At 61.2% G+C, this 13,059-nt stretch carries 12 protein-coding genes; 3 read left to right on the plus strand and 9 right to left on the minus strand.

All coding sequences use genetic code 11. The features are described 5' to 3' along the window. Positions 1–18: 18 nt before the first annotated feature. Together INT29_RS09085 and INT29_RS09090 are read right to left on the minus strand one after the other, a co-directional pair. Positions 19–1,422 (minus strand): GntP family permease, encoded by a 1,404-nt coding sequence (locus INT29_RS09085; RefSeq protein ID WP_180959113.1) that lies wholly within the window; start codon positions 1,420–1,422, stop codon positions 19–21. A 51-nt stretch (positions 1,423–1,473) separates the two neighbouring features. Beyond that, positions 1,474–2,004: a gluconokinase gene (locus INT29_RS09090; protein WP_226841794.1), complete on the minus strand. Its 531-nt coding sequence runs from the start codon at positions 2,002–2,004 to the stop codon at positions 1,474–1,476. A 142-nt stretch (positions 2,005–2,146) separates the two neighbouring features. Here INT29_RS09090 and gndA point away from each other — a divergent pair, with 142 nt between their 5' ends. Next, complete coding sequence (gene gndA, locus INT29_RS09095) at positions 2,147–3,640, plus strand: NADP-dependent phosphogluconate dehydrogenase (protein WP_193071442.1); 1,494 nt, start codon at positions 2,147–2,149, stop codon at positions 3,638–3,640. A gap of 86 nt (positions 3,641–3,726) precedes the next feature. Further along, a complete protein-coding gene (locus INT29_RS09100) occupies positions 3,727–4,869 on the plus strand; it encodes an alanine--glyoxylate aminotransferase family protein (protein WP_193071443.1) in 1,143 nt (380 codons plus the stop codon). 276 nt (positions 4,870–5,145) lie between these two features. Here INT29_RS09100 and INT29_RS09105 read toward each other — a convergent pair whose 3' ends face one another. The 7 genes from INT29_RS09105 to INT29_RS09135 form a co-directional block, all read right to left on the minus strand. Beyond that, entirely contained in the window at positions 5,146–6,192 is a 1,047-nt protein-coding gene (locus INT29_RS09105; RefSeq protein ID WP_193071444.1) for a homocysteine S-methyltransferase family protein, read from the minus strand. 250 nt (positions 6,193–6,442) lie between these two features. After that, complete coding sequence (locus INT29_RS09110) at positions 6,443–7,474, minus strand: acyltransferase family protein (RefSeq protein WP_101575006.1); 1,032 nt, start codon at positions 7,472–7,474, stop codon at positions 6,443–6,445. Positions 7,475–7,615: 141 nt separating this feature from the next. After that, complete coding sequence (locus tag INT29_RS09115) at positions 7,616–8,278, minus strand: response regulator (RefSeq protein WP_101575001.1); 663 nt, start codon at positions 8,276–8,278, stop codon at positions 7,616–7,618. After that, positions 8,278–9,444, minus strand: coding sequence for a sensor histidine kinase (locus tag INT29_RS09120; protein ID WP_193071445.1), 1,167 nt, complete (start codon positions 9,442–9,444; stop codon positions 8,278–8,280). The genes INT29_RS09115 and INT29_RS09120 overlap by 1 nt, the downstream gene beginning before the upstream one ends. Before the next feature lie 116 nt (positions 9,445–9,560). Further along, positions 9,561–10,349, minus strand: a complete 789-nt coding sequence (locus tag INT29_RS09125; RefSeq protein WP_193071446.1) for a hypothetical protein — start codon at positions 10,347–10,349, stop codon at positions 9,561–9,563. Continuing rightward, positions 10,346–11,326 (minus strand): ABC transporter ATP-binding protein, encoded by a 981-nt coding sequence (locus INT29_RS09130; protein ID WP_257930184.1) that lies wholly within the window; start codon positions 11,324–11,326, stop codon positions 10,346–10,348. Before INT29_RS09130 ends, INT29_RS09125 begins: the two co-directional genes overlap by 4 nt. Beyond that, positions 11,314–11,712, minus strand: coding sequence for a hypothetical protein (locus INT29_RS09135; RefSeq protein ID WP_101573099.1), 399 nt, complete (start codon positions 11,710–11,712; stop codon positions 11,314–11,316). The genes INT29_RS09130 and INT29_RS09135 overlap by 13 nt, the downstream gene beginning before the upstream one ends. Before the next feature lie 423 nt (positions 11,713–12,135). Between INT29_RS09135 and INT29_RS09140 the strand changes: the two genes are divergently transcribed. Then, on the plus strand, positions 12,136–12,978 hold the full coding sequence (locus tag INT29_RS09140) for an isocitrate lyase/PEP mutase family protein (protein ID WP_101573097.1): 843 nt from the start codon (positions 12,136–12,138) through the stop codon (positions 12,976–12,978). Positions 12,979–13,059 lie beyond the last annotated feature (81 nt).

Genomic DNA, 13,059 nt, shown 5'->3' on the forward strand with positions numbered 1-13,059 from the left:
CTGATCCGAATGCAGGGATCAGAACGTACTCGCGACTCCATAGAGGGCGAGGCTGTAGGCGAATCCGACGAGACCGAGGATGGTCTGGCCCACGGTCCAGGTCTTCAGCGTGGTCTTGGTATCCATACCGAAGAACCGGGAGACGAGCCAGAAGCCTGAATCGTTGACATGGCTGGCGACCACGGAGCCCGCCGCCAGGGACAGCACGATGGCGACGACCTGCAGACTCGAGAAGTCCGGGTTGCCGACGACAACTGGCTGCATGAGGGCCGCAGCGGTCGTGAGTGCGACCGTCGCCGAGCCTTGGGCGACGCGCACGATCGCTGCGATGACGAATCCGGCCACGATGACCGGCAGCCCCAACGCCGCCAGGGAGTCCGCGATGGAATCACCGATCCCGCTGGCTCGCAGCACACCGCCGAACATGCCGCCGGCTCCGGTGATGAGGATGATCGAGCAGACCGGGCCCAGAGCAGAGTCGACGATGTTCTCGACCATGCTGACGCCCTTCTTCTTGCGCCACCCCAGCAGCCACATCGCCGCCAAGACAGTGATGAGCAGGGCGATGGGAGTTTCACCGAGCATCCGCAAGGAGGTGATCGCAGTGGACTCGGCGTCGACCCAGCCGGCCTCACCGGCGAAGTCGAGCCCGGTGTTGAGGAAGATGAGCACGAGCGGCAGAGCCAGTAGGAACAGGACCGTTGAGAGTTTCGGTGAGGACCTGAAATCTGCGAATTCCTCGGCCGGGTCATGTGCCAGAAGTGAGGGGACGGGGACGTCGACGCGTTTGCCGACGAAGAGGCCGAACAGATACCCGCACAGGTACCAGGCGGGAACAGCGATGATGAGACCGCAGATGAGGACGAGGCCGACGTTCGCACCCAGCAGGCCCGATGCCGCCACAGGCCCGGGATGCGGCGGTACGAAGATGTGCATGGCCGAGAAGGCGATCGCCGATGGCATGGCATAGAGCAGCAGAGAGCCGCCGAGGCGCTTGGCCACTGTGAAGATGATCGGCAGCATGACGACCAAACCGGCATCGAAGAAGATCGGGAACCCGAACAGCAGCGAGGTCAGGCCCAGAGCCAGGGGCGCCCGTTTCTCCCCGAAGACCTTGATGAGCGCATCCGTGAGTACCTGTGCCCCGCCGGAGAGTTCGAGCATCCGACCCAACATGGCGCCGAGGCCAACGAGGAGTGCGACGCTGGCCAGAGTGGAGCCGAAGCCGTCGTACATGACCGGGACGAGGTCGCCGGGGGAGATGCCTGAGGCCAGGGCGGTGAGCACACTGACCATGACGAGTGCGATGAAGGCATGCAGTCTGAAGCGGATGATGAGGACCAACAGCACGGCGATGGCTGCGGCGGCGATGACGAGCAGTGCGGGGGCGGACAGCGTCCAGTTGAGGTCGATCTCGGTCACGATTTCCTCTTCCTTGAGGTTCGGCAATGGTCAGGTGACACGGGGCAGGGGTCAGTCGGCAAAGGGGAGGCGTTCCATGATGTATCGGCACACCTCGGCGGGGGAGAGGTTGATGGGAGCGAGGAAATGCGCTTCCTCGACAGTGAGGGCCTCCAGGGTTTCAAGCTGCGAGTCGATGAGAGTCGGCGACATGAACTCATGCGAACGCCGCGCGAGATGTTCGACGATGATCTCGCGGTCCCCGGTGAGATGGACGAAGAAGGTGTCCGGGGCCTGCTCCCGCAGATAGTCCCGGTAGCTGCGTCGCAGTGCGGAACAGGCGACGACGGGCGGCGGGGTCGCGCTCAGCTCGTTCGCCACGTTCCTCAGCCACGGCCATCGGTCCTCATCGGTGAGAGGGACCCCAGCGTGCATCTTCGCCTTGTTGTCCGGGCTGTGAAGGTCATCGGCGTCGACGAAGGCGAGCTTGAGTTCTGCAGCCAAGCGACGGCCGATCAGTGTCTTCCCTGTGCCGGACACCCCCATGATGACAAGCGGGGGAAGGTCCATCTCAATCGGCCTCTCGTAAAAATATGATGACATTGCTAAACTGCACTCATTAAATCAGATTTATAAAAATTTAAATGAGACGGGTGCACCTGTCAACCTGGACATGTGTTGTCAGGCAGTACTGTGAGGCGCAGCCGCCAGGCGCGAGCATCAGGCACGAGGAAGAGGAATGGGTATGACCGCGGAAGTGGGCGTGATCGGCACCGGAGTGATGGGCTCGAACCTGGCACGAAACCTCGCCCGGAACCTGGCCGACCGGTCGGGCGCACGTGTGGCCATCTACGACCGCGACGTCGACCGAGCTCATGGCGTAGCGGCTGAGCACCCCGAGGCGGACTTCCTCGTCGCCTCCTCACCGGCGGATCTGGCCGACAGACTCTCGGGTCCGCGCGTGGCGATCCTCATGGTCAATGCGGGCAAGGCCACGGACTCGGCGATCAACGATCTCGTCCAGGTCTTCGAACCCGGAGACATCATCGTCGACGGCGGAAATTCGCTGTTCACCGACACCATGACCCGCGGTGAGATTGTCGCCGAGTCCGGTATCGAATTCGTCGGTGTCGGCATCTCGGGGGGAGAGGTCGGTGCCCTCGAAGGCCCGTCGATGATGGTCGGCGGCACCGAATCCGCATGGTCGAGGCTGCGACCGATCCTCGAACCCATCGCCGCTCGTGCCGAACCCGACGATGGGAATGCCGAACCCGCCGACGGGCGAGGCGAACGGGCGAACCAGCTGGAGTGCATCGCCCATGTGGGCGCGGATGGGGCCGGTCACTTCGTCAAGATGATCCACAACGGCATCGAATACGCCGACATGCAGCTCATCGCCGAGGCCTTCGCGCTGCTGCGAACCAGGCTCGGGCTCACCCCGTCCCAGATCGCCGAGGTCTTCCGGGAATGGAATCGGGGAGAGCTGGAGTCCTATCTCATCGAAATCACCGCCGAGGTCCTAGACCACACCGACGAAGCCACGGGCCAGCCGTTCGTCGATATCGTCGCCGATTCTGCCGGAGCCAAGGGGACCGGGGGGTGGACCGTGAAGACCGGACTCGACCTGGGTGTTCCCGTCGCCACCATCGCCGAGGCGGTCGCGGCCAGATCTCTCTCCTCGGCCTCCGTCCTCCGTTCCTCGGGGACGACGTTGGACTGCCCCTCGACTGCCGCCTCGGCGCCCGTCGATCGTGACAAGGTCATCGAGAACGTGCGCCAGGCACTGTTCACGGGAAAGATCCTGGCCTATGTGCAGGGCTTCCACGAGATCGCTGCGGGCGCACAGGAATACGGCTGGGACACCGAACTCGGCGAGGTCGCCAGGATCTGGAGGGCAGGCTGCATCATCCGTGCCCGGTTCCTCGACAGAATCACCGAAGCCTACGAGGCGGACCCGGCGCTGAGCTCGCTGCTGGCCGATCCCTACTTCCAGGATTCACTCAACGCAGGACAGCAGGCCTTGCGGGATACGGTCGCCGATGCCGCCGTGCACGGTGTTCCGATCCCAGCACTTGCCTCGGCGCTGGCGTACTTCGACGGCATCCGTACCTCGCGGGCCTCGGCCGCGCTGGTGCAGGGTCAGCGGGACTTCTTCGGGTCGCATACCTATGGGCGCACGGACCGGGACGGGACCTTCCACACGCTGTGGTCCGGTGACCGCAGCGAAGTGACTCTATGAGGGCCTGAGCCTCTGCATTGAGGGGCGACGTCTCTGCAGTTGGGCGGTAGTGGCCCAAATCTCATGAACGTGGCAATGTTGGAGACATGACTTTGCCACACGAAGATGTTGACCCCGCCGGCCTGCTCGAATACTCGGTGGTCTTCACCGACCGATCCTTGAACCACATGTCGGGACGATTCGTCTCCGTGATGCAGGACATCAACCGCGTCCTGCGCGAGGCCTACGACGCTCACAGCGTGGCCATCGTCCCCGGTGGCGGCAGCTACGCCATGGAATCCGTGGCCCGGCAGCTCGCGACCGGGAGGAAGTGCCTCGTGGTCCGCAACGGACTGTTCTCATTCCGCTGGTCACAGATCCTCGACGCCGGGAACATCGCCAGCGAGACCACCGTGTTCAAGGCATCGCCGAGCAGTGATGAGCACCAGTCGGCCTGGTCTCCTGCTCCCATCGCCGAGGTGGTCGCCGCGATCGAGGCCGAACGCCCAGCCGTCGTGTTCGCACCCCACGTCGAAACCGCGTCCGGGATGCTCCTGCCCGATGATTACATCCGCCAGGTCGCCGACGCCGTCCACAATGTCGGCGGAGTCTTCGTCCTCGACTGCATCGCCTCGGGTGCTGTGTGGGCCTCACAGACCGACCTGGGCGTCGACGTCCTCATCAGCGCGCCGCAGAAGGGCTGGAGCGGTTCACCCTGTGCTGGTTACGTCATGCTCAGCGAAGCTGGCCGTGCCGCCGTCCAGGAATCCACCTCGTCGAGCTTCGCCATGGACCTGAAGAAGTGGCTGTTCATCGCCGACGAATACGAAGAGGGCCGGGCGCCGTATCACGCGACGATGCCGACCGATTCGCTGGCGCACAACGCCAAGCTCATGCTCGAAACCGAGGAACGCGGCTTCGACAAGCTCGCCGCCGCCCAGTTCGAACTCGGTGACCGGGTCCGCACGGTCTTCGCCGATCGTGGACTGCCCTCGGTCGCGGCACCCGAGTTCGCCTCGCCCAGCGTGGTCGTCGTCCACACGGATAACCCGAAGCTGGCCACCGGCGCGAGCTTCAAGGAAGCCGGCGTCCAGATCGCGGCCGGCGTGCCCCTGCAGTGTGATGAGCCGGAAGACTTCTCGACCTTCAGGATCGGACTCTTCGGACTCGACAAACTCGGCGACATCGACGGCACCATCTCCCGCCTCGAAGCCGCACTCGATTCGATCGGCGTGACGCCTCAGGGCTGACCCCGCAGGGTTCTGCTGCGAGAGCCTCGCCTCACACTGAGAGCGCCAAAACCTCCCTGTGCAACGGGAAGCTTTGGCGCTCTCAGTGCGTGATGGCCACCGCAGCGGGGAATCGATTGTTCCTACCCGTGGCCACCATTCCTACCCGCAGTTCCACTGCACGCTCTCAGCACAGAAACGTCCCGTTGGGCAGGAGACCTTTGATGCTGCCGGTGCGGGGCGCGCTGCCGACGGGCGCGCGGTGCTGCTGGCGCGCGGTGCTGCTGACTGTTGGCCTCAGGCGGTGGAGCCGAGGGCGACGACGTTGTCGGCGAGGCGTTCGTTGTCGCCGTACATGAAGTGGTTCTTCATGTTCTCCGAGAACCGGCTGGCGTCGGTGGTCAGCCCGACCGCCTCGGCGACTTCACGGATGTGCATCGGGGTAGCCCCGCAGCACACGCCGATGTAGTTGACGCCCAGGCCATAGGCTTCCTTCGCGAACGCGCCGATCTCGTAGCGGTTCGTCTGTAGCGGATCGAGAGCGGTGGGGAAGGTGCGATTGTGCGGGGAAGGCACCTCGGCGCGGGGGTCGGAGAGGTTGAAGAATGTGGGCTCTTCCTGCGTCGTGCGGTAGGGGATGGGCAGGGCACCGACGTGACAGGACACCGCCGCGCGGATCTCCTTCAGCCACGGCAGCATCGTCGCAGGTCCGCGGAAGCAGTTGAGGCCGACGACGTCGACGCCCAGCTGTTCGAGCTTCTGCGCAGTCTCCACAATGCCGACGCCATCGGCCATCTCCTGGAAGGCCATGGGAGCCAGCGTGAGGACGACGGGCAGGCCGCTGGCCTTGGCGATCTCGGCTGCGGCGATGGCCTCACCTGCGAAGTAGAAGGTCTCACCGATGATGAGGTCAGCACCTTCGTCGACAGCCCAACCGACCATTTCGGTGAACATGGCACGGACCTCGGACTGACGCTCAGGGCTTTCTGGGTCCCAGATGTTGGAGTTCGAGATGTTCCCGGCCATGAAGTTGCCGGGCTTGGCGTCGGCAACGCTGCGGGCGATCTGCAGGGCCGAGCGGTTGAGAGGTTCGAGGAGATCTTCCTTGCCGATGACCCGCATCTTCTCGCGATGGCCGTTGTAGGTGAAGGCCTCGACGATGTCCGAGCCTGCGCGCTGGAAATCCACGTGCAGGGATCGCAGGGCGTCAGGGAATTCGAGCGCGACCTCGGGCACGAATTCTCCAGCGGACAGGTAGCCGCGCTTCTCGAGTTCGAACAGGAATCCTTCGGCGCAGATGACAGGTCCGGCGTCGAGGCGTTGGGTCAGAGCGTTGCTGGTCATGAGTGCTCTCCGTATGGAAGGTAGAGGACAGGCGATTGAACTCGCTCAGGCTGAGAACCCGAACTCTCCGCATCCAACCATCTCGGAAGGAGTTGCCGACGTCACAATGACATAAAAGAGTCATATGACACTCGGAGTCATTCTCAGCGAATCAGACGCCTCATGGCGCTATGCAGCGGTTGAGAATCGCTTACACAGCGGTCGCGAATCGCTGGGACAAGGCCCTGGGAAAGGGGCCTGGGACAGAGCCCTACGACGAAGCCTTGTCCGAATGCTTGCCGGGCTGCGAACCCAATTGCGCGAACGGCATGAGCAGCAGCTTGGTGACAGTCGATGAATACCAGCGCAGCGCTCGTTCGATGGGTGACCATGACAGCAGGAAGGTGGTGAGCAGGGCCAAGGCCAGGCAGATCGCGAGGACGATGGGGGTGCTGAGCGCATCCTGGCTGTCGTCTAGAACCGGCTGGAGACCACGGACCACGAACCCGTGGATGACGTAGATCGCGAGGCTGTGCCGGCCGATCTTGGCGATGATGTTGTCCTTTTCACCGACCCACATGAGCAGCATCAGCGTCATAAGCACGGACCCGATGTTGATGATGAGCCGGAGGCCGACGCCTTCGGGGACGCTGACATTGAAATGTGCGAAGTTGAGGCTGCCGTAGAACCAGTGGTAGTCGACCTGGTCGAGGTAGAAGTAGCCCACAGAGCCAAGGGCCGCCGCGGTGAAGAACAGCTTCTGCCAGGTGCGCAGACTGCCCGCCCAGTTGAGGATCTGTTTGCCGTAGAGCTTGCCGACGACGAAGAAGGGCCAGAAGATCATGGACCGCGATGCTGAGAGCTCCGTATCGAGGATCGGCAGGATGCCGCCGAAGAGCCCCACCACCACCGAGGTGACCAGAACGGTCCGTGGGAAACGCTCGATGAACGGCACGGTGATCATCCAGTACGCCATCGACAGCAGGAACCATGTGTACCAGAACGGTGTCAGGAAGCTGTAGTCAGGTTCGAGACCGACGAACCACATGAACCCCCACATCAGGGGCAGTACAGTGAACAGCAGTACGAAGAAGGTCAGTACTCGTTCGGGAAGTCGCGTCGACTTCGCTGTGATCCCGGCCAGGAACACGAATGCCGGCATGTGGAACGAATAGATGAGGTACATCGGCGCGCTGAGAACGCCATCTTCCCATGGGTGCGTCCTGGCCAGCAGGTGGCCGAGCACGACAGCGAAGATGAGGATGCCTTTGGCGCGGTCTAGGCGGTGATCTCGTGTGGGCACGACGCCACGATAGCGTGTCTGCCGCTCGAAGCAGAAAGAACCCATCCCCCTGTAAGGCGGAAGTCAGGTACTGTTCAGGATTTTCAAGACCAACCGCAGGTATGTCGGCCACGCGATTCGAGGATCCGCACGAGTAATTCCTCATTGCGTTGCCTGAGCGTCGCGTACGATGAGCGCTATCTGCAATCGGCTGGTCACACCAAGCTTGGTGAAGATGCTGCTGACTTGGGCTTTGACAGTAGGGACGGAGATGTACAGTTCCCGAGAGATTTCAGAATTGGCTTGTCCGGTGCTGATCGCGACGGCGACTTCCAACTCTCGTGGCGTCAACGTCTCAAGCCGCTGCCGAGCGACTTGCCGCCGATCAGCATTGAAACGCACCAGATCGATCAGCTGCCGAGTCACAGACGACGAGAGAATCGTCTGTCCGCGTGCGACTTTGCGAATGGCTTCCACCAGCTCGGTGGGCGCCGTGTCCTTCATCAGATAACCGGTCGCTCCAACGCGAAGAGCTTCAGTGACCTCCTCATCGAGATGAAAGGTTGTGAGCATGATGACCGCTGGTGACTCGGTGTGTCGTTTGAGCTCCTCGGTAGCTCGGATACCGTTCATCTGAGGCATTCGAATATCCATGAGAACCACGTCGACATCCCTGGGACCGAATTCGACGACCTCCAGCCCATCGCTGAAACAGCCCACCAGAGACAATCCGTCTGTCGCAGACAGGACAGCAGTCAAAGCCGATCGCACGTAGGGGTCGTCATCAACGACAGCTACGGTGATCGGAGTTCCTGGACGCTCCATCAGTCCTCCTTCCAAGGGAGCCAGACTTCTACTTCAAACCGACCGGCAACCGTACGACCCGCGGACAGCCGACCGCCATGAACTTTGACGCGCTCTGCCATTCCCAGCAGACCGAATCCTCCCAATGGGTTCCCATCAGTCCCGCTCTCCAGTCCATTCGTCGACAGAATCGAAAGCCCTGACTCAGGGTTTCCCGTCATGGCGAGGGTGACGGAATGATCGGGACTGTGTTTGCGTGCATTGGTCAGAAGCTCCTGAACCGTTCGGTAGGAGATGCGTGCAATGCTCGGGGGAAGGTCTGGAGCCAGCGAGATTTCAGCTTTGACGTCTTGCCCTGATGCGCGCGAATCCGCGATGAGATCCGCGACGCTGAATTGTCCAGGATCTATAGCAGAAGCGCATTCGTCGGCTCTTCCTAAACGAATTCCACCTACGACAGACCGCAGCTCTGCCAGGGCACTGGTGGAATTCTTCTGCAACGTCGCTGCAAGGTCTGCCAAGTCGGAGGGGATCTCCTCTTGTCGATAATGCAAAGCCCCGGCACTCATGCTGATGAGGGACAGACGGTGAGCCAGCGAGTCATGCATATCGCGGGCGATCTCCTCCCGCTCAACACGTCGGGCCCAATCAGCCACGAGATCTCGCTCCCGAGCCAAGCCTTCCGCACGTTCCTGGAGCGAGCGTACTACCTCTCTGCGGGAGCGCATCGCCATGCCCCACCCGACGACGAGAAGACATCCTAGGTGAAGCGGTATGGCTCCTCTCCAGAAATCATTGTCTGCGAGCGGTGATCCCACGAGAATCTGCAATGGAGCACTGACCAAGGCAAGCACAGTCACCCACATAGTAGGTTTCAACGGCCGATGGCGTGCAACAGAGAACAGAGCGACAAGGCTGGGCCCGGACAGCACCGGCAGAAAGATTGAACCGACAATGAGAGTGCCCGCCAGAATGCAGGAATACTTGCGGCGCCACGCCTGAGCAATGATGCTGAGGAGTCCGATCGTATAGCTCACGATGTAGAAGAACGGTCCAGCATAACTCGGCTCGGGTTTGGAGTCGATCACCCACACGGCGACCATAACGGCGGCAACCGCCATCGCACCGGCATCGAACCAGCGTTCGTGTGAGACTCGATGAGAATCAACGACGATGATGTCTCTCATTTGTCGACCCTACGTAGGAATTTCCGACGCGGATCTCCGCGCCGGTCATACCAGCTTGCCGTGTGCCACCCGGAATTGCGACCTGTATCCGCTTCCATGGGGAGAGGGGGCCCTGCTCAGGAGTCTTGGCGTATGTGACTGATGAATGCCGCAATGGCGAACACCACGAGCCATGCAATTGTGATCAGTGCGGCTGGCCCGGTCTCCATATATCCAACGGTTCCTGGCTGTGCTTGGCCAGTGAGACTTTCCATGGGGCCACCTGGTGCGAACCGCACCGCGGTCTCGGCCCACCATGATGACCCGAGTTCGGCCATCACCATTGGGAAAAACGCGATCAACAGAGTGAGCAGGACGGCACCCGCTGCATTGCGTGTGACGAAGGCGAGGCACGCAGCGATCAACGGGTAGACAACGGCGAATGCACCGGTCACGGTGACAGCTCGAAATGTCTCAATATCACCCAATCCTATGCTCGGCTTATCGCTCCCCGCGAGGATCAGCTGACTCAACGCAAGGCACAGGAAAGCGAGAATCAGACCTCCCAACAGGCTGATACCTGTCACAAGGAATAATTTCGAAGCGATGAGTCGACCGCGTCGGGGCGTCACGACAAGGGACTGCTGGATCATGTCGGTCGAATACTCTGTTGCCACGATGCTGACAGCCAGGACGACCAAAGGCCATGTCCCGAGGAAAGGGCCGATCAAGCTGAGCGACAGCGGATCTGCGCTGCCGTCATTGAACACACTGATGAGCGCGGTGACGGACAAGGAGACTCCGATTGAGATCGCGAGAGTGACACTCGTCGACTTGGTGCTCAGAGCCTTGACCATTTCGCTCGTCAGGCAGTCGAGCAATCGGGGGCGGAGTCCCCTCTTCTTGTCTTCGATAGAACTGGTCATTTGATGCCTCCATCCTTATCAGTCGAGGCAACGGGTGCTCTCGGCGGCTTGTGGCCTGTGCCTTGATATTCGAGGGCTCCCGCCGTCAGATGCATGAATGCCTGTTCCAACGTTGACTTCTCTTGGACAAGTCGATGAAGAGAGAGACCGTTCTTCGCGGCAATCTCTCCGACCTGAGATGCCGTACGATTTTGGATATTCAGGGTTCTTCTGTTCTCGTCGTCTGCGGCCACGTCCACCCTTGCACCGTCCTTCTCAAGAATTTGTGTGAGTTCGAGAGCTTGTGGAGATACAGCGATGGTGTGACTGGATCGAGCCTGATGCTGAAGATCGTCCATCGTGGAGTCAACGATCAAACGCCCCTGGCCGATGACGATGATTCGATCAGCGACTGCTTCCATCTCGGACAGAAGATGGCTGGAGATGAACACCGTGCGCCCCTGTGCTGCCAGCTCTTGGAACAGCGACCGGGCCCACAGCACGCCTTGAGGGTCGAGTCCATTGATCGGCTCATCCATAATCAGATGTGTGGGGTCGCCCAGGAGCGCCGACGCGATCCCGAGGCGTTGGCGCATTCCCAGTGAAAGATCGCGAAGTTCCTTCCGCGCTGCCTCGGCGAGTCCGGTCAGTTCGAGCACCTCGTCGACTCGTGACGATGGGAGACGTGCTGCTTTGGCTTGCCAGGACAGATGAGCGCGGGCGGAAAGACGAGGTTGCCGACTACCCGACTCAAGCATGACACCGACAGTTCGAGCAGGCGTAGGGAGACTGTGGAATCGTTCGCCGTCGATGAGGGCGACGCCCTCACTGGGACGGTCGAGTCCTAAGATCAATCGCATAGTGGTCGACTTTCCGGCACCGTTCGGTCCGAGAAACCCGGTGATGGACCCACTCCGAACCGTGAACGAGAGGTCATCGACCACAGTCGCCGTGCCATAGCGCTTGGTGAGATGGTGGGCTTCAATCACGACAGCCACCCCAGCAGTGCGTCCTCCCACGCTGGGTTGTCCGTCTTTTCGAGGAACGCGCGATGGTCGAACAGAACGTAGAGTGCGGTCCCGTCTTTGAGCTCGATGATGATGGGAGCTCCCCATTTGGCTGAGGCACCGCCGACGAAGGCACCGTAATGACTGTCGAACTGTCGGGTGACTCGACGAACCGAGGTTGGGCTGATCGCGATTGCGCCTCTGTCATCCCAGCCTGCCAGCTCCAATTGACCTGAAGTCAAGGTCGCCTTCCCGCGATGGGGGAAGAGGGTCCGCTGGTTGAGCAGCGCGACTGCACGCTTTGCCGGCCCTGCACCAATGAGTTCAGTGCGGAGAGCCGCGATGTATTCGGTGGATTTGATGACTGATGTGTTCATGACATCGAGCCTAAGAATGTCATTGGCTCTTCCGAATCGTCCTCAGGCTTCGAAGTTTGCGACCGAAGTATGTATTTTCGACTGACTTTCGGTCTTCTCGAATGCCCAACGGCGAGAACTGGGCAGAGTCGGAACGTCGATCCTGCGCCTGGACGTTCGCGGTCATGACGTGGCGATGGGCCGAACGGGCGCGGCTTATCGGTTTCGTCTGGCTGTGGGCCCGATGGTCGTGCGCACGGGACTGCGCTGGACTCTTCGGGGACTCTCGAAGTCCGTATTTAGGGTCGCCGAATCCCTCGAGTCAGGGCTCGTCGAGACTGACCTCCTAGAGTTGCGAAGCGTTGGCACCGCATAGGCCCCGAGAGGAACGGTGACGTCCGAAATCCGCCAGACATGAGCATCGAGTCTTGTTTGACTGAAGGCATGAAACCGAATCACTCAGAGAAGACGAACCATTTCCACGCTCTGCATCACGGAGAGCACCCTCTCCTCCTCAGCAATGTATGGGATGTCGGATCGGCCTTGCTCGCCGAAGCAGCAGGCATCCAGGCTATAGCGACGACAAGCGCCGGCATATCCTGGTCTGCGGGTGTCCCGGATGGAAACCAGCTTGACCGATCTGCGGCACTGTCTGCTGTCTTCGCCATTGCCGAGGCAGTTCGAGTACCCGTGAGCGCGGATATAGAAGGTGGATATGCCGAGGCTCGACACGATGTCGGTGAGACGGTGAAGGCGCTACTCGATGCCGGGGTCGTCGGTGTCAACATCGAAGACGGATTCCGGACACCCGACGCCCTTGCTGCGCGGATCGATTCTGCACGAAAGGCCGCCGACGCCGCTGGGACGAAGCTGTTCATCAATGCGCGAACAGATGTTCTTCTGACGGGACTCGGGACAGAGCCCGAGCAGATCTCGGAAGCGATCGCTCGCGCAGAGCGCTACCTTGACGCCGGCGCGGACGGGATTTTCGTTCCTGGTGCTGTGTCTGCAGAGACTGTATCCGCTCTTACAGCTGGAATCACTGCCCCAGTCAATGTCATGGCCGGCCCGGGAAGCCTCAGCGTCAGAGAGTTGGGGGAATGCGGTGCGGCGAGAATCAGTCTTGGCTCCAGTGTCGCTCAGGCCGCATATGCGGTCGTGAAGGACTCCACAGCAGAGCTTGTCTCATGCGGCAGCTATTCCGCACTGAGCAGCGCGCTCGACTACGGTGTGCTCAATGAGCACATGAGCGCGAGTCATTCCCGGCAGGCTTCCACACGGAGATAGCCGACGATGGCAACGGCCGCTGAGAGCAGAAAGGAAGCGCCGAGACAGCGGTATGGACGATGCAGGCAAGGCAGGTGCGGA

The sequence above is a fragment of the Brevibacterium sp. FME37 genome (assembly GCF_014897485.1).
Taxonomy (GTDB): Bacteria; Actinomycetota; Actinomycetes; order Actinomycetales; family Brevibacteriaceae; genus Brevibacterium.